At 31.2% G+C, this 18,135-nt stretch carries 20 protein-coding genes; 1 reads left to right on the top strand and 19 read right to left on the bottom strand.

All coding sequences use genetic code 11. The annotated features are described in order from the left end of the window. The first annotated feature begins 7 nt into the window (after positions 1-7). Positions 8-769 (top strand): IS3 family transposase, encoded by a 762-nt coding sequence (locus KEC48_RS13970; protein ID WP_211963103.1) that lies wholly within the window; start codon positions 8-10, stop codon positions 767-769. Positions 770-1,200: 431 nt separating this feature from the next. Here KEC48_RS13970 and KEC48_RS13965 read toward each other — a convergent pair whose 3' ends face one another. From KEC48_RS13965 to KEC48_RS13875, 19 genes are all read right to left on the bottom strand, one after another. Continuing rightward, positions 1,201-1,986: a hypothetical protein gene (locus KEC48_RS13965; RefSeq protein ID WP_211963095.1), complete on the bottom strand. Its 786-nt coding sequence runs from the start codon at positions 1,984-1,986 to the stop codon at positions 1,201-1,203. Between the two features lie 792 nt (positions 1,987-2,778). Next, the gene (locus KEC48_RS13960; protein WP_249191371.1) at positions 2,779-3,816 is read right to left on the bottom strand and encodes a D-alanine--D-alanine ligase family protein; all 1,038 of its coding nucleotides are present in this window, start codon (positions 3,814-3,816) and stop codon (positions 2,779-2,781) included. After that, a complete protein-coding gene (gene murF, locus KEC48_RS13955) occupies positions 3,813-5,165 on the bottom strand; it encodes a UDP-N-acetylmuramoyl-tripeptide--D-alanyl-D-alanine ligase (RefSeq protein WP_211963093.1) in 1,353 nt (450 codons plus the stop codon). Before murF ends, KEC48_RS13960 begins: the two co-directional genes overlap by 4 nt. Positions 5,166-5,265: 100 nt before the next feature. Then, the gene (locus tag KEC48_RS13950) at positions 5,266-5,601 is read right to left on the bottom strand and encodes a hypothetical protein (RefSeq protein ID WP_205090661.1); all 336 of its coding nucleotides are present in this window, start codon (positions 5,599-5,601) and stop codon (positions 5,266-5,268) included. Beyond that, the gene (locus KEC48_RS13945; protein WP_211963091.1) at positions 5,601-6,854 is read right to left on the bottom strand and encodes a DUF5050 domain-containing protein; all 1,254 of its coding nucleotides are present in this window, start codon (positions 6,852-6,854) and stop codon (positions 5,601-5,603) included. The genes KEC48_RS13950 and KEC48_RS13945 overlap by 1 nt, the downstream gene beginning before the upstream one ends. An 18-nt stretch (positions 6,855-6,872) precedes the next feature. Beyond that, positions 6,873-7,145 (bottom strand): hypothetical protein, encoded by a 273-nt coding sequence (locus KEC48_RS13940; RefSeq protein ID WP_211963089.1) that lies wholly within the window; start codon positions 7,143-7,145, stop codon positions 6,873-6,875. 43 nt (positions 7,146-7,188) lie between these two features. Further along, positions 7,189-7,425, bottom strand: a complete 237-nt coding sequence (locus KEC48_RS13935) for a helix-turn-helix transcriptional regulator (protein WP_087358353.1) — start codon at positions 7,423-7,425, stop codon at positions 7,189-7,191. A 2-nt stretch (positions 7,426-7,427) separates the two neighbouring features. Beyond that, positions 7,428-8,375: a DNA-binding protein WhiA gene (gene whiA, locus KEC48_RS13930; RefSeq protein WP_087358352.1), complete on the bottom strand. Its 948-nt coding sequence runs from the start codon at positions 8,373-8,375 to the stop codon at positions 7,428-7,430. 12 nt (positions 8,376-8,387) lie between these two features. Beyond that, positions 8,388-9,236 carry an RNase adapter RapZ gene (gene rapZ, locus KEC48_RS13925; protein ID WP_087358368.1) on the bottom strand — a complete coding sequence of 283 codons (849 nt, stop codon included), beginning with the start codon at positions 9,234-9,236 and terminating at the stop codon, positions 8,388-8,390. Between the two features lie 99 nt (positions 9,237-9,335). Continuing rightward, positions 9,336-10,238 (bottom strand): thioredoxin-disulfide reductase, encoded by a 903-nt coding sequence (gene trxB / locus KEC48_RS13920; RefSeq protein ID WP_211963087.1) that lies wholly within the window; start codon positions 10,236-10,238, stop codon positions 9,336-9,338. Then, positions 10,235-10,888 carry a pyrophosphatase PpaX gene (gene ppaX / locus KEC48_RS13915; protein WP_211963085.1) on the bottom strand — a complete coding sequence of 218 codons (654 nt, stop codon included), beginning with the start codon at positions 10,886-10,888 and terminating at the stop codon, positions 10,235-10,237. Before ppaX ends, trxB begins: the two co-directional genes overlap by 4 nt. A gap of 50 nt (positions 10,889-10,938) precedes the next feature. After that, entirely contained in the window at positions 10,939-11,994 is a 1,056-nt protein-coding gene (gene hisC, locus KEC48_RS13910) for a histidinol-phosphate transaminase (protein ID WP_211963083.1), read from the bottom strand. Next, the gene (locus KEC48_RS13905; RefSeq protein WP_211963081.1) at positions 11,991-12,773 is read right to left on the bottom strand and encodes a Cof-type HAD-IIB family hydrolase; all 783 of its coding nucleotides are present in this window, start codon (positions 12,771-12,773) and stop codon (positions 11,991-11,993) included. Before KEC48_RS13905 ends, hisC begins: the two co-directional genes overlap by 4 nt. Positions 12,774-12,846: 73 nt before the next feature. Next, positions 12,847-13,653, bottom strand: coding sequence for a zinc ribbon domain-containing protein (locus tag KEC48_RS13900; RefSeq protein WP_211963079.1), 807 nt, complete (start codon positions 13,651-13,653; stop codon positions 12,847-12,849). Between the two features lie 3 nt (positions 13,654-13,656). Then, entirely contained in the window at positions 13,657-14,109 is a 453-nt protein-coding gene (locus KEC48_RS13895) for a hypothetical protein (protein ID WP_211963077.1), read from the bottom strand. Positions 14,110-14,280: 171 nt separating this feature from the next. After that, complete coding sequence (locus KEC48_RS13890; RefSeq protein WP_211963075.1) at positions 14,281-15,657, bottom strand: hypothetical protein; 1,377 nt, start codon at positions 15,655-15,657, stop codon at positions 14,281-14,283. Continuing rightward, positions 15,654-16,241, bottom strand: coding sequence for a hypothetical protein (locus tag KEC48_RS13885; protein WP_211963073.1), 588 nt, complete (start codon positions 16,239-16,241; stop codon positions 15,654-15,656). The genes KEC48_RS13890 and KEC48_RS13885 overlap by 4 nt, the downstream gene beginning before the upstream one ends. Positions 16,242-16,355: 114 nt before the next feature. Beyond that, complete coding sequence (gene gpmI, locus KEC48_RS13880; protein WP_211963072.1) at positions 16,356-17,873, bottom strand: 2,3-bisphosphoglycerate-independent phosphoglycerate mutase; 1,518 nt, start codon at positions 17,871-17,873, stop codon at positions 16,356-16,358. A gap of 68 nt (positions 17,874-17,941) precedes the next feature. After that, positions 17,942-18,121 carry a hypothetical protein gene (locus KEC48_RS13875; protein WP_087298199.1) on the bottom strand — a complete coding sequence of 60 codons (180 nt, stop codon included), beginning with the start codon at positions 18,119-18,121 and terminating at the stop codon, positions 17,942-17,944. Positions 18,122-18,135 lie beyond the last annotated feature (14 nt).

The raw sequence follows: 18,135 nt of genomic DNA, 5'->3' as shown, positions 1-18,135 counted from the left end.
TAGAATGATGGCTGATAGAATAAATAGAGATCATCATAGACATTATAGTGACAAACGTATCTATAAGATCATGAGGACATTAGGTATTCAAAGCATCATTCGACCTAAACGAAGAAGTTGTACAGTTAGAAAAAATAACAACACAGCTAAGAATAATCTTAATAGAGATTTCAATGCATCAAGACCAAATGAAAAATGGGTAACTGATGTCACAGAATTCAAATATGGCCCACATAATGAATATAAGCTTTATTTGAGTGCATTTCTTGATCTCTATGATAGAACAGTCGTCAGTTATGAAGTTGGTAATCACAATAATAATATTCTTGTTTTTAATACATTTGATAAAGCAATTCAAGCTAATAAAGATGCACATCCTTTATGTCATTCGGATGGAGGATATCAATACACAAGTCCAGCCTTTGTAAATATCCTTAAAGAGCAGGGAATGACACAAAGCATGTCAAGAGTTCACTGCTGCATAGATAATGGACCAATGGAAGGCTTTTGGGGAATCATGAAATGTGAGATGTATTATTATGGAAAACATTACAACACAAAGGACGAACTTATTAAGGCTATTAATGATTGGATTCATTATTACATGTATGAAAGATATCAAAGAAGATTTGGAGTAAAGACACCATATGAAGTGAGAAGAGAAGCACTATCATTACAAACACCAAATCAATATCCAATATTAGAAAATAAAAGAATCATAAAATATAAACAAGAACATTATACAAGTAATACAACATTAGCTGCATAAAGAAAAATGAAGTTGTCTCCTCGGCAACTTCATCAAAAACATTTTTAATTATTTCACCTGTCTACTTGACAGGGGCGGTTCATATCAAAATAGATATATAGCTTTATTTGAAGCCTTATCATGGCATCCAATTTTATCATTTTTCATAATTCTAGTCATCAAATATATCTGTGCCACAGTGTGAACACTTCTTACCAGAAAATATGCTACTCATATCCAGTAAACTACCACAAAAATGACATCTCCATATAAAAGGATATAAGACATAAATAGCTACCGTTCCAATAAAACCAATGAAACATAATACATAATAGAATATATCCAGATTAATATTAACGGGAACTACTGTGGTAGCTGATACCACAAGAATCGCCAAAAAGTCATATACTAGCATATAAATGACAAATTTTTTATATCTTCGTTTCATTAACTCAATTTACCATAGTCATATTATATGGACATGTCAAGACAACATTTTTTACTGTTTTTCCTGATACTCCAGTAATATTTACTGATTTAATTCTCTGTGATATATATGTTGAACCTTTATATCCTGCATAAGCCTTAGATGTACTGTCATAATATGCTGGAGTAAACGTGCTAGTATAAGTAGCAGTTCTATGAGCTGTTTTTGCACCATTAGCTCCATATTTAAGTGTAGGAACAACAACTGTCACCGTGCATGATGCTTTTGTATAAGAAGCCGAATGAACCCATAATCCACTTGGTGATTTAAAATAGACAAAAGAGCATGTTTCAGCAGTATTCCAAGTATATGAACTACTTATACTTGTAACAGTTGTTGTACTTGATATATCAGATGCAACTGATTTAATAAAATCATATGCTGAAATAGCTTTTCCAGCTTTACTTTCACCAGCTACTGTTTTTCCAATTGTTTTTAAAACACTAAACGTTTTTGCTTGAGCTGAGGTATTAGATTTCAAAGCAGTAACACCAGTTTTGTATAAATTACTACTTGTCGTGGGAGTTGCAAGCACTCTCATTACATCATATGTTTTTCCTCCAGTAGTATATTTACTATATACTGTTTTCATTGTTGCACCTTTAACTTTAGCAATACCTCCAACTTGATCTTCACCAATGATTTTTGCCAATTCAGATCTCGTAACAGTTTGGACACCTAAACTATTCAATTGATTTTCATATTCTTTTACAGAACTGAAATTTTCCTCAACAAATGCTTCATTTTGCAAATCAATAATTGCATTGATTTCATCAATTGTTGTGTTTGTTTCATCTCCATTACTATCTAATACAATTTCTTTTTCATCATTAGAAAAGGTGAAACATTCTGCATTTCTATCACCGAGAACAGAAAAGCAGACGCTAATAATGATACTGATATTTTTTTCAAGTTTATATTCATTTTCTACTATATTGAAGATTTTTAATCTACAATTTTCCCTTCTTATTCAAATATTTATATATAGTGCACTACAACATTATTTAATCATAAATCAAGAAAAATATAAATACCATTCATTTAAACTTAATATTCACTTCAATAAATTTTAACAATCCTTTATAAAAAATATATGTTGAAAATGAAAAATCAGTTATTTAACAATTCATCTATCTTTTCACAAATATAAACAAATTGAATTTATATTTTTACTTTTAATAAATACCTATCAACTCATCTCGTGTTTTTTATGAGAACAAGCCTGTTTCTAGAACAAAGGCTGAATCTCCTTCATTTTATGCGACCTATCCTAGCATCTTGCATTATTTCTTGTTGAATGGATCATTTCATTAATTGTTCTGCCTCTTTATCTTCTTTCAATGAATTTTTGAAATATTCTTGTATGCTTTTCTTATCCTTTTACTGTACAACAATCATCAATACCACTTTTATATTGTTTTATACACTTTTTGATTATCTTACTTTTTAGCTTTAGGAATCACATCTCATTTTTAAATCTCGTTACTACGCGATAGTTTGTGGATTTTAATTGAATACAAAAAGAATAACCCCAAAGGTTATTCTATCGATCAAAAGCTAAATCAATAAGACGATCAATTAAATCACTATAAGGGATGCCTAAATCAGCTATTAACTGAGGATACATCGAAATCTTTGTGAATCCGGGCATCGTATTAATTTCATTAAGATAAATCTGATTTGTTTTCTTATCCAAGAAAAAATCCACACGAGAAAGCCCATGTCCATCAACAGCTTTGAAAACTTTTAATGCATATTCTCGAATTTTTTCTTGAATGTTGGCATCAACTAATGCAGGAATACATGTTTTGCTTTCTTCATCTTCATACTTTGATTCAAAAGTATAAAACTCTCCATGAGGCATAATTTGACCAACACGAGAAACAATAGGATCATCATTACCTAATACTGCTGTTTCCAATTCAATACAATCAATACATTCTTCAACAACAATATGGCTATCATACTGTCCTGCCTGATGTAAGATATCTAAGAATTGTTCTTTTTGGTCCACACGATAACATCCTACACTGGAACCAGAACGACTTGCTTTCACAAAACAAGGGAATCCTAATTTATCTTCAACCCAATTTAAAATATCTTTATGTTCTTGAAATTGATGATCCACAACGACATATTGTCCATCATATCTTTTTTTAATATATAAAGATTTCACTTGTGGAATACCCACTGTTTCCAAAATTTTCTTTGTATAAATTTTATCCATCGCTACACTAGAAGCGAAAGTTCTACATCCCACATAAGGAACATTAACGAGTTCAAATAATCCTTGAATTGTTCCATCTTCACCATATTGACCATGAAGCACAGGGAAAATCACATCCTGCTTCTTTAATAAGTTATATATATCTGTTATTTCTTGAGCGTTATCTAACCATGAATCTAAAGACAAATCTTCTTGTGTATCATCTAGTAAATACCATTGTCCATCACGATCAATACCTACTAATGTTAATACATAGCGTTCTCTATGAAGATTTTTTAAAACTGAGGTACAAGACATTCTAGAAATGGAATGTTCCGTAGATTGTCCCCCACAAATAATCATTAATTTTTTCATTTTTTATATATCTCCTTTAAATATTCCACAATTTCATGAAGATGCATTCCATGAGATCCTTTCACTAAAATCACATCATTTTTTTGAATCATCTGTTCAAGCTTTTGCTTTAATTGTTGATTATTTTCAAAATGATAGGCTTCCATGCCTTTTTCCTTTGCCTTTAACATAATATGCCTACTTGCCTGACCTACCGTCAATAAGACATCAATATGTTTTTGTGCAACATAATCTCCTACTTCTTCATGAAATGCCTGTTCATATTCTCCTAATTCCAGCATATCTGCCAGAACAGCTATTTTTCTTTCAGGATATTGAGCCAATACATCAAGACTTGATTTCATAGAATCAAGATTGGCATTATACGTTCCATCAATGACTTTCATTCCTTGATTGAGTTCAATAATATCCATACGGTTCTTTGTCAATTCAAAACGATCAATACCTGCGATACACCTTTCAATAGGAATATCTAAAGATAATCCCACAGCGATAGCTATAAGTGCATTCACAACAAAATGTTCCCCTGAAACAGGCACATGCACATGATAAGTTTTACCTTGATAATCTAAATCAAAATAAGATTCCTCCAGCAATAATTGAAGATGATGAGCTTTAAGCTGACAATCATCATTGTATCCCACACGAACAACATCACAAGAATCACATGCTACAGTATGCAATAAATCATTGTTATCATTAATAATCAAAGTCCCATCTTTTGATAACCCATCAACAATTTCCATCTTTGCTTTTAAAATATTTTCACGTGAACCTAACTCTCCAATATGAGCTGTTCCCACATTGGTAATACAAGCAATATCAGGTTTGGCAATATGCGTTAAATGATGAATCTCACCTAAGTGATTCATTCCCATTTCTAGTACCATCACATCTTCATTTTGATGTCTTAAAATCGTTAATGGTAACCCAATATGATTGTTATAGTTTCCTAAAGTTTTTAATGTTTTATATTGTGTAGATACAACTGCATAGATCATATCTTTTGTACTTGTTTTTCCTACACTTCCTGTAATTCCTACAACTTTCACATCTCGATGTTCTCTTAAATAAGCTGCCATATCTGTTAAAGCCTGTAAAGTATCTTTAACCAGAATCACATTATGTGTATCGTCCTCAATAGGATGAGCTGTCATCACAGCACTCGCCCCTGCTTCAAAAGCCTGTTTAATAAACTGATGTCCATCATTTTTTTCACCAACAAGTGGTATATACATATCTCCTTGATGAATCTGTCTTGTATCTTGTGTAAATCCTCTCACATCATCATTCATATTTCCACATAATAATGTTCCACCTGTTGCTTCAACAATCTCTTTTATCAACATAATTTTACCTCATTTTTAATATATGCACTATTATAGCACCTGTTTACAAGGAATGCTATGATTTGAGTGTCTTTAAATAAAAAAATAGCTACGCTTGTAACTATTTTTTTAAATACTCTGATTCTAAAATATCTTTATGATGAGATTGATAATAAGGCATGGACATTTTTGTTTCATCAGATAAATATTCATTATAATCAATCATCCCATTAAAAATACGATAAAACTGATAAACATACATAATACCTCCACAACTTATAATACGTTGTCGAAAAGACTGTATAATCTTTTCATAAGAAAGCGATGTATCCACATACAAGAAGATTTTAGGTCCAACCCTTTTGACAACTTCAATCGTCTTAATGGCTTCAATCGGTTCATGAGATAGCCATTCTAAAATGCGCTGATATCTTGCTGAAACAAGAACGACAATCATTAAATATAATCTCCTTGTCCATCAAAAAATAATCTTTGTTGCTGTGTTCCATCAAAATCCATCACAACAGCATAGCTATCCTGTGTATATAAGGACACACTCGTTTCAACAATCAGCTTATCTCCAACAATATATCCTATTTCTACCAGCCCATTATAAATTGTTTTTTCTTCTTGCGTTTTCAAGTCATATCTTTCCACACTACCATCCATTGACTGATAGAATAGATATTGATCATTCATATTAATAAAAGATGCAACAAGTTCTTTAATCACTGATACTTTTTGACTCTCGATATCAAAAGCACAGATACCTTCAGTCGATAGATAATAAAGTTTTCCTTGTGAATAAATGACATTATCAAATGTTCCACTTAATAATTTTTCATCATTCTTTCCATCTTTACGTATACGATATATACCATCTTTAGATAAATAATAAATCATATCATCTACAACATTAATACAATAGGTTGGTCGATCATTTAGTTTTGTTTCTTTTTTGCTTTCTAAATTATAAACATAAAGAGATTCCTGATCTTCATCTAACTGATAATATAATTGCTGATTATCCAAATAAGGATAATAAACAGCTTTAGAAAGAATAGTTTTTTGATTTTGACCATCTGTTGACATTTCACAAAAATGATTATTTGTATCTGTATAATAAATGGTATCATTATGCACAATCAGATTCTCACATTTTTTAGACAACAATGTTTTTTGTTGATTCAAATTTTGATCCATTAATATAAGATTTCCCTGTAAATCACATAAATAAAGATTTTTTCCATCAAAGTAGGCCTGACCATTTTGATTTTGATTCCCTGTCAAACTAGATGGATCTGTTTGACCAGAAAGCGTCATTTCTTGACGTGGTAATGTTGTTTTTGATGTTTCTGGTGTTAAAGAAGGTCCATGTTCAATATATTCATAAGACAATACTGATAAAATTACAAGGACAATGACACTTACCAAAACAACAACTTTATTCACCTTTTGATTGACCGGTATATCTTTAAATGTCTTTTGATGTTCATGATGATTATCATTTCCATCATGAAATAAAGGTTCATAATAACCTCCAATATCATCTTGAGATGCTTTATGAAGCATTTTTCCACATGTTGGACAATAAAGATCATCATCTTGAATCAGATGATGACAATAAGGACAGTGCTTCATTGGATATCCACAATGTGGACAATAGTTCATATCTTCATTGACTTCATTTTGACATCTTGGACAAAACATATCTTCATCTCCCTCATCCTATTGATGTGGATTTTCCTGTTCATCAACAACTTTATAATCCACATCAATAACATCTTCATTTTGTTTAGAATCTTCCTCATAAATCGATTCATAATAACTGCGATCATCATCTTCATATGTCTGATGACGACGATGTGAAGAAAACAATTTTCTAATCAACCAGATGACAACAATCACACCAATAACAGCCATGAGTATTGGTAAAAATAATCTTAATGCTAACATCAATAATACCAAAACACATAACAAATAGATAAAATTATATCCCATAACATTTCTCCTTTTGCGATATAGTCTATATGATAAATATAAACTATAAATGAACTGTTTCTTCATCTTCGTGCCAGACAAATAAATAATAAACTGGCACTTTTAATCCTAAGGCAAACTTTTCAACAACCTTCAACGACACATTACGACGTCCTCTTTCGACATCGGATACATAGTTTTTAGATAATTGACAACGAAACCCTAATTCTTCCTGCGAAACGTTTTGCATCAAACGTAATTCTTTAATTCTTCTGCCAAATCGTACATTAATATTTTCCATAACTATCCGTTCTCCATTTGACGTATTTTTTGTGCTTCTTCTTTGATCTTTTTAAAACGATGATGCAAACCAGATTTACTAATGGTCTGTCCGGTTTTTTGAACATAGGCGTCTGCCAGTTCATTTAATGTTAATTCTGGATTATCTAAACGCAACAATGCCACTGTACGTGTCTTATCATCTAAAATTTCTATTCCTACCTTATCAATAATATAGGCAATATCTTCAATCTGCGAAGTTGACGCACTCATTGCTTTCACTTCATTAGCTATATCACAATTATTCCATCGATTCACTGTATTAGCCATCGAACGATCAATACGTGTCATTTCAAAATTCATAACCGATTGAGAAGCCCCAATTGCTCTTAAAAAATCACCAATCTTTTCAGCAGATTTTAAATACACAACATATTTATTACGTCTTTTAATCATTTTTGCATTCAAATCATAATGATTCATTAATTCCATAATAAATGAAGCATATTCAGGTTCATTGACACTCATTTCCAGATGATAATTTGATGTATCAGGATTATTAACACTTCCACAAGATAAGAAAACCCCTGCCAGATAGGCTCTTTTTTTCGTATCTGTTTCTAAAAAACGAATATCTGGAAAACTTTGAATCCCAATTCCTTCCATAAGATGTAGATCTTCTAATATCTCTCTGGCTTTGGATACTTTGAGTATATAGATATTATTTTTCTTTAATTTCATCTTTCTGGAAACTCTAAATTCAATATGGGGCTGATATAAATCTTTTAAGAACTTATGTAATTTAGAAGCAATTTTCGCATTCTCTGTTCTTAAAGTTAATGATAATCCCGACTGATTTAAAGACAATGTGCCAATGATTTTAATCATCGCACATAAAATAGCTTTTTCACATTCTTGATCAAAATCATTGAAAACAATCTCCTCTTTGACGATTCTTGAAAAAGAAATCATCTTAAAACCTCCTTAATGATCAGCATCACGATGCCATTTATAAACTTGATAATATTGAGAATAATGTTCAGCAAAATAATTTGTAAGCGTCACTGAACGATGTTGTCCCCCAGTACATCCAATCCCAATAATCATCTGCATTTTACCTTCTTCTTCATATTTTTCAAGTAAATAATCATAGTATTCAATCGTTCTACGAACAAATTCCTGTGTTTCACTTTGTGACATCACATAATCATAAACTTCTTTATCATTACCTGTTAATTTTCTTAAACTTTCAATATAGAAAGGATTTGGCAAAAAACGAACATCTAACAATAAATCTGCATCTCTTGGAATACCATGTTTATAACCAAAGGAAATAAAAGAAACTCTAAAAACATCTCGATTTCCTTTATGAAAATAACTTTCCAGTTTATCTTGTAATTTTGTTGGTTTCAATAATGTTGTATCAATCACAATATTTGCTAATTGACTAATAGGATCAGCCATTTCTCTTTCAAATTCAATCGCTTCAACTAACGAAGAAGCCACATTACTAATCATTAATGGGTGAGAACGTCTTGTTTGTTTATAACGTGAAAGCAAGACTTTATCATCACAATCCAGAAAAATAACCGTTAAATCCACCCAATCCATATTAGACAAAATACGCACAGCTAAAATTGCATCACCTAAAGATACTGCCATAGCCACTTTAGAATATTTCGTTGAAGTACGCATCAAATCTCCAAACTCCTTTAATAAAGGAATCGGATAATTATCAATACAACGATATTCCATATTCTCAAAAATAGCCATCGCCTGTGTCTTTCCAGCACCTGACATTCCTGTAACCACAACAACTTCAATTTTATTCATACTCACTCACCCTCTCCTTTTATAATATATCAAAAATCACATTATAAGTGTACTCTTTTCATAAAAAAAGAGAAAAGAAATCTCCTTTCCCTTTGACAATTATTTTAATAATGAAGCAATGTATTGTCCGGCAACAGCTCCATCATTTGCAGCAGTGACAACTTGACGCAATGATTTGTCAGTCACATCGCCACCCGCAAAAATACCAGTAACTTTTGTTTCTTGATTTTCATCAACTTCAATATAACCTTTTTCATTGACAATACCTAAATCCTTCACAAATTCTGTAATAGGATCCAAACCAATAAATGGGAAAATACCTTGTGCTTCAATCGTAGACAATTCTCCTGTATGTGAATCTTCAACAACCAATCCAGCGACCTTTTGATTGTCCACAACAATCTCATGAGGTTTCTTTAAATAATGCATTTCAATATTTTCTTTTGTTTGTAATTTATTAACCAAGTATTGATCAGCACGTAAAACATCACGACGAACAATAATATGAACACGACTGACAATATCACTGAGATAAATAGCTTCTTCAATAGCACTATTACCTCCACCCACAACACATACATCCTTATTCTTAAAGAATGGTCCATCACAGACAGCACAATATGAAACACCTCTCCCACTCATTTCTTCTTCATGAGGGATTCCCATATGGCGTTCTTTCGTTCCTGTCGCAATGAAAACATAACGTGCTTCATATGTTTTTTCTCCGACATAAACAACTTGATGATCTTCATAGTGTTCAATCTGTGTCACTTCACCATATTCATACTTTGCACCAAAAGAAAGACATTGTTCATACATTGCATAAGCTAGTTGTGGTCCTTTTGTAATTAAACCCGGATAGTTTTCTATTTCAGCTGTTAAATTCATCTTTCCACCAGGTGCCCCACCATCTAAAACAAGCACACTCGCTCCAGCACGAGATGCATATAAAGCCGCTGTTAAACCGGCTGGTCCAGCTCCTACAACAATTAAATCAATCATTCTTCACTCACCCTTTCTACAAATGTTATAATGTCCTGCATATCATCAATCATCAAATCAGGCTCTAACTTTTCTAATATTTCATATCCTTTCGGTGTCCACTTGACACCTGCAGTATAAATTCCTGCATTCTTTCCTGCCATAATATCTGTGATATTATCGCCAATATATAACCCTCGATTGCACGCTAAAGTCTGCATAACTTTCACAATACCTTCTGGATGAGGTTTAACATGTTGGACATCATTCATTCCTAAAACCATATCAAAATAATTAGTCAAATCAAATAAATCTAAACCAATATAAGCAGCTTGACGATATTTCGTTGTCACAACAGCTAAAGGATACCCTTTTTGTTTTAAAGTTTTCAAGGTTTCTCTAATATGTGGATAAATCGTCACATAGTCTTGATGGTGCTTATGATTATATTCACGATAATATTCAATCAACTCATCAATCATATCATCAGGAAAATATCTTGAAAAAGTTTCTTTTAATGTTGGTCCTAAAAATGATAAATGTTCTTCATCACTAATCTGATAATCAGGTTTATAACGCTTAAAAACATGTTCAAAAGATTTTTGAATCAATAAATCTGTATTTAACAACGTCCCATCCAAATCAAAAATAACCGCAAAATCTTTTTTCATACTTTCTCCTTTGTTTGCATTATAACACAATTCTTCTCATCACCCTACTGTTATGCTTGTAAAATATCTTTGATTTGTTGTACGAGTGTTTCCATCTGTGTTTGTGTTCCAATCGTAATTCTTAAATATTGATCAATTCTTGGTTGTGGAAAATAACGAACCAATATCCCCCTTTCTCTTAACTGCTGAAAAAGCTTTTGAGCATCATAATGAGGATGTTTCACAAAAATAAAATTAGCTTTTGAATCAGTCATTTCAAATCCTAAGTCTTTCAATGCTTTTTGTGTATACATTCTTGTTTGCATAATCTTTTGTGCATTTTCTTGAATATAGCCACTATCTTCCATACTAGCTAACCCAATCACTTGTGCTAAACGATCAATAGGATAAGAATTAAATGAATTTTTCACATCATATAATCTTGCGATGACTTCTTGACTTCCTAAAGCAACACCCAATCGAATTCCTGCTAATGAACGATATTTAGAAAATGTTTGTGTGATTAATAAATTCGGATATTTTTGAATCAATGGAACAGCAGTTTGTCCCCCAAAATCAATATAAGCTTCATCAATAACCACAATGCTCTCTAAATTATGTTTTAAAATATCTTCAATCATCTCTAATGATACACACATACCTGTTGGAGCATTAGGATTTGGAAAAATAATACCAGAATTTGGTTGATAATAATCACTGCAGACAATCTCAAAGTGATTATTTAATGGTATCTGATGATAAGGAATCTGATATAACTTGCAGTATACTGGATAAAAAGAATAGCTAATGTCAGGGAATAACACGGGTTCTTTTCCATTAAAGCACGTTAAAAAGATGAGTGCTAAAACTTCATCAGAACCATTACCAATAAAAACTTGATTTTCATTTAAATGATGATATTGAGCCAAAGCCTTTCTTAATTCATCAGCATCCGGTCTAGGATATAAAGATAATTGTGATGAATCAAACTGTTTGATAGCATCTTTTACTTTTTCACCTGGATCATAGGGATTTTCATTTGTATTTAATTTAATGAGATTTTGAATACGTGGTTGCTCTCCTGCAATATAGGGATCAACTTTTCTTAATTTATCTTGCCAACTCATATTTTTTCCTCCTCTAACATTTTTTGAATGACTTCATAAACATAATGAACATGTCGTGGTATCACTGTTTTGATATCATCATGAGCATAATGAAATGTATAACTATTCTCTACTTTTTCTAACATTGATAAATCATTATAGGAATCACCTATCGCATAGATATGCTGGTGATCTATTTTTAAATGCTGACATAACCATATCACTGCATTTCCTTTAGAACAACCTTTTGCGACAATATCTACACAATGTAAATTATAATAAATGCTTAACTGTTGATGCCAATGATTTTGAATATATTCAAAACATTGTTGACTGATATCCATCTGATGATTTCTTTGACAAAAAGAAATAATTTCAAAACACGATGAATCTTGATAAAATATATCATCAATATGTTGAAACTGTTTTATCATCCGTTCTATATAATAACCATTTTCATATCCATAACTGCTATTTCCATCACTATAAAAATAATCCAGCTCTTTAAAATTGGATATATAGTCCAAAACAGCTTTGCCAACATCTCCATCAATCATCTTTTCATAGATTATCTGATGATTCCTATCTAAAATGAGTGCTCCATTATTTAATATAAGATAATCATAAGGAAAAGTAACAGTGTCTAAAACCCACTGCATTTCAAAACGATTTCTCCCTGTACATAAAGCTATTTTATGTCCCTGTCTTTGTAATTCATGCATATAATCTACATTAGATTGACTGATATTTTGATCTTCTTTGATTAATGTTCCATCAATATCACTTATTAACATTTTCATCATACATCACCTATTGTTTCCTATTATATCCAATATCTTTATCTTTGCAAAGAAAAAAGAGGCTGAGCCCTCTTTATTCATCAATATATTCTTGAGGCGTATGTACATAAGTTAATTTTGACTGAAAACTTTTTTGTTGTGGATACACAACAAAAGAAGATTGTCCATCATAATTACCCATACCATAATGTCCTAGTGTTTCTTTTTTCTTTTCAAATTCATCTTGACGTTTTTGAAAATCATTCATTAATTGTGTTGTTGTATCCTGTGAACCAGAAAACTTTTGAAAAAGTTGTTGTTGTGAATCTGATAAGAATAAAGATTCAAATGTTGTTATATCGTTTTTTATCATTGTGATTTTTTCATCATTGTAACTATGAGCTCGATCAAAAGAACGTTCTATTTGAAGTGTTGTATGCTCATCCACTGCAACCTGATAAGTCAAATCATAATAAATGTTATAATTATTAGTAATCTGAATGACATAAGATTTTGTCCATGAACCTTCTTGTTTTTGAGCTAATGAATCTTCATATTGTTGAATCTTTTCTACAATACCATCAACATTCGTAAACTGATTTTGAAAATCAGCCAATGTATCATAACTGGCAATCAAAGCCGTTGCTTCTCCCTCTATAGCTGGTAAAGCTATTTTCTCATTTTGTTGAATTGTTTCATAACCTGTCATTCCACTTAAAATACGACTATACAACAAAGGTATTGTAATAAACGAAAAGAAAATAATCACATACAACAAATAAGTCATAGCTTTATTATTGGATTTACGATGGTGATAATGATTTCTTAAATCCAAACCACAATGAGAACAAAAATTCTCATCATCCTTTAAGTCATGTCCACATCTCGGGCATTTCTTCATACCTTATTCCTCCTCAAAATATGTATTCATAAATATCTCAAATTCATCTAAAAACGCCTGTTTTTCCTCTAATTGTTTTTGACGATCTTTGATATCAAAATAATCTTCATCCAAATATTGATAACTTTCCACAATCTTTCCATTCGTTATTTTTTGAATGGTTGGTGTCCAGTCAAAATCAAGCCTCTCATAAAGATTTTCATAAAAATCCTTTTCTTCCTGCGAAGCATCTTTATCACGGGCACGATCACGATATTCTTTAATATTTAAATAATACAAACCTGTTCCATCATGTTGTTTAACATATTCTTCCAAAACAGGATAAAACTCCTGACAATCACCACAATCCGGTCTACCAATATATAACAAAAAAGTGACATCATCATTAAGTAATTCATTTAATTCTTCATAAGGAATAGTCTGGATTCCTTCAACACTTATTTTTTCCGTCTTCACTGTTTGACAACCCATCAACAAAAAACACGTTATAAACAAGCAAATCCACTTTTTCAATTTCATCACCACTTTTGTTTAATATAACACAAAAAATATTCATGTCAAATCATTTCTTTTTCAATCTAACATGAATATTTAAACTTTGTATTAACTTTTCATGATTTATTCTTTTTAAATAGAGATATTAACTTCTTCAATTTGTGACAAACCATAATCAGTAATAGATTTTCTTTGTAAAGCTGGAATAATATCACTTTCGTTTTCTACATACGTATATAAATCATTATATAAATAAGAATGTGTCATATAGACTTCATCTGGATTATAACTTGAATCAAATTCCGTATAATAACAAGCATATCTCTTTTTTTCAACATCTTGATTTTTTGTATAATCATAACTTTGATATGTTTCATTAAATACAAAAATCAAATAGTTTCTTTGATAATCTAATTGTTCTTCTTGTGATTTGACATAATAGGCTTTATAAAATGTTTCCTGTGTATCTTCATTGAATGCTGATACATCCTTTGATTCTTCAATCGCTTTATTGTAGGCTTGTTGATAAAGTTTCTGATCAATTTCTGAAACACTTTGATATTTCACAGTCAAACCACTGACATCAAATTGTTTTGTTTCTTCTTTTAAAACGACTTTCAACTGTTTGGCTGTTTCCTTGGAATAAACAGCTTTTACAGTGACTTGATCACCATTAGAAAGTGTTCCATTATTTTCAACTTCAAATGAAATATCTCCTACAAATTGTGCCAAATCTTCATTAGTCATATCATAATCAATACCTGCATTTTCAACATGTGCCTCTCCCTCAGTATTATAACCATCAAAAGATACCGTCACATTCATAAATGCATCAATAACTGTCTTATGAAAGAAAGTATCCCAAATTTTATATCCACCAAAAGCAATCACAATCGCTCCAATCACACCAATGACTATTTTACCATTTTTCGTTTTGAAAAATGCAACTGCTTTTTCTTTGGTCATAAGTGGTTCCTTTTGTTCCTGCAAATCTTCTTGCACAGATGATATATCCTGTATTGGTTCTTCAACTGTTTGAGATTGCATCATCTGATTTTTTCCTGCTGGTAAATAAGCATCTAAAAGTGTGACATGAATCATATCATCAAGTCTTAACATCACAAAAACATGTATTACAACCAAAACAAGAACAAATAAAGCAATAATGTTAAACAAACTATCATTTGCTGATAATGTCTGACCATTTCCAAAACCCAAAAGCTGTAATCCAAAATAAACAGCAAGTAATGTATGGGCAATCGCATCAAAAAGAATACCCTTTGCTTTTTCTATCTTTACATAATAAAGATAGAGAAACACAGTCATAACAATCACACCTAAAACACCTAACAAATAAAAGAGCAAGACTCTTAGAATACTTGATAAAGATGTGAGTGCAGTTAAAAAATTTCCTACAATTGACAACATTCTCCATAAACTGATGGATAGAATTGCATCAAAAATAATAACCAATAAACATAATGGTTTAAAAGTATATGTTTTTTTCATTGTGATTCGCCTCCTTCATCCTGCTTTGCCTCTTCAACAACTGTTTGAATCTGTTTTTGTAAAGAAGGCATATAAGGTTGTAAAAAAGAAATATGAATCACATGATACATTTGTAAAAGAATGATAATATTGATCACTGTACCAATCAAAGATGCCAGCAAAACTAATAAAAGACTGCTATGCATTGAACCTATAATATCATTATAAGAAAAATCAGATCCAAATAAATAAGAACCAATATTGGATAATGCTGAACCAATTGTATCAAAGAAATGAACAAACAATATAAATTCAATGATTCCAACAATACCTGTTACTATAATTGATAACTTTCTTTCTTCAAAAATAAAGTAAACAATAAGTATAAGCGAAACAACGGCAACAGCAAGACATCCAAACCCAAAGAGTTTTGCACCATTGGATAAAGAACTCATTGAGAATTCTGATAACGTTGAAAAATAATCCCCCTCTCCATTCATTAATTGATTAAGTGATGAATACACTATATATGTTCCAATCAAAGCGATTATGCTCACTATTGCAGAAGCAATAGCAAATGGAGCATATTTTAATTTTGGTTTCATAATAAACCCCTCCCTTTTACTTATTATATCATATTTTGACATAGATAGACTTATTTTCATGTTGTCTACAAAAAAAAGGCCAGACGTTTTGATTCGTCTTAGCCTTCATTTCTATTATTTTAATAAGCTTTCTCCAGTCATTTCTTTAGGAATTGGTAATCCTAATAACTGTAAGATTGTTGGAGCCAAATCTCCTAACTTTCCACCTTCTTTTAATTCTAAGTGTGTATTTGTAAGAATTAAAGGTACTGGATTTGTTGTATGTGCTGTAAATGGATTTCCTTCTTCATCTAATAATCTTTCACTATTACCATGATCAGCAGTAATTAACATTGTTCCACCAAGTTCAAGCACTTTTTCATAAACTTCTCCAACACATTCATCAACTACACTGACTGCTTTAATAGCTGCTGGAATAATTCCAGTATGTCCAACCATATCACAGTTAGCAAAGTTGACAATCACAACATCATAGATATCTTTATCTAATTCAGCAATTAATGCATCTTTGACTTCATATGCACTCATTTCTGGTTGTAAATCATAAGTCGCCACTTTTGGTGAATTAATTAAAACACGAGTTGCTCCTTCAATTTCTTTATCAACGCCACCATCCATAAAGAATGTCACGTGAGCATATTTTTCAGTTTCAGCAATTCTTAATTGTTTTAATCCTTGAGCTGATAAATAATCACCTAAAGTATTAGATAAATCTAATGAATGGAAAGCAATATCTCCATTAACAGTATCAGCATATCTCATCATACATACAAAGTGAATATTTTTTGGTTTATCAGCTGGTTTAAAGTTATCATAAACATCAGCAGTGAACACATTAGACATTTGAATAGCTCTATCTGGTCTAAAGTTTGCAAAGATAATTGCATCATTATCTTCAATAGCACCATTTGTATCTGGATTATATCCAGGAATAACGAATTCATCATAAACTTCTTTCGCATATGAATCTTTGACATATTGAACTGGATCACTATAAGTTTCACCAGATTTTCCAATTAATGCATTATAAGCTAATTCAATACGATCCATTCTTTTATCTCTGTCCATAGCATAATATCTACCAGAAATAGAAGCAATTTGACCAACACCAATTTCATTCATCTTATCTTGTAATTCTTGTACGAAATCAGCACCACTATCTGGAGCTACATCTCTACCATCTAAGAATGCATGAACATAAACTTTTTCTAATCCTTGATCTTTTGCAAGTTTTAATAAAGCATAGATATGTTCATTTGAAGAATGAACACCACCATTTGATAATAATCCCCAAATATGTAATTTTGAGTTATTATCTTTAGCGTGTTGAATTGCTTTTAAGAAAGCTTCATTTGTAAAGAATGTTCCATCTTCTACAGCTTTATTAATAAGTGTTAATGATTGATAAACAATTCTTCCAGCCCCAATATTTAAATGTCCAACTTCACTATTCCCCATTTGTCCTTCAGGTAATCCAACCGCATTTCCACAAGCTTTTAAAGTTGTTGTTGGATACATAGCCATTAAATCATCTAAATTAGGTGTATTTGCTAATTTTACCGCATTTCCATCGACACGATCAGTTAATCCATACCCATCTAAAATACATAAAACTACAGGTCTTTTTTTCATATTCTCTATACCTCCATACGCGTTCATTATACAAAATTTGACTTAAAAAATAAAGTTATATATACATTTTATTTTCTTTTTCTAGGTGTAGAAATCATATAGATACCTATAAAACTAATAACAAGAGGCCAATAAGCCTTGATACTTGTTTCCAGCTGTTGAATAAACTCATTTTGTTGTTCATGATTAATCGTTAAAATCACACCTAACATCATCATAATGATACCTATATTCTTTCTTAAATTCATTGTCATCACCAATG

It is taken from the genome of Clostridium sp. C1 (genome assembly GCF_018223625.1).
GTDB lineage: Bacteria > Bacillota_I > Bacilli_A > Erysipelotrichales > Coprobacillaceae > Allocoprobacillus.
This window is presented reverse-complemented; position numbering and strand designations above follow the sequence as displayed.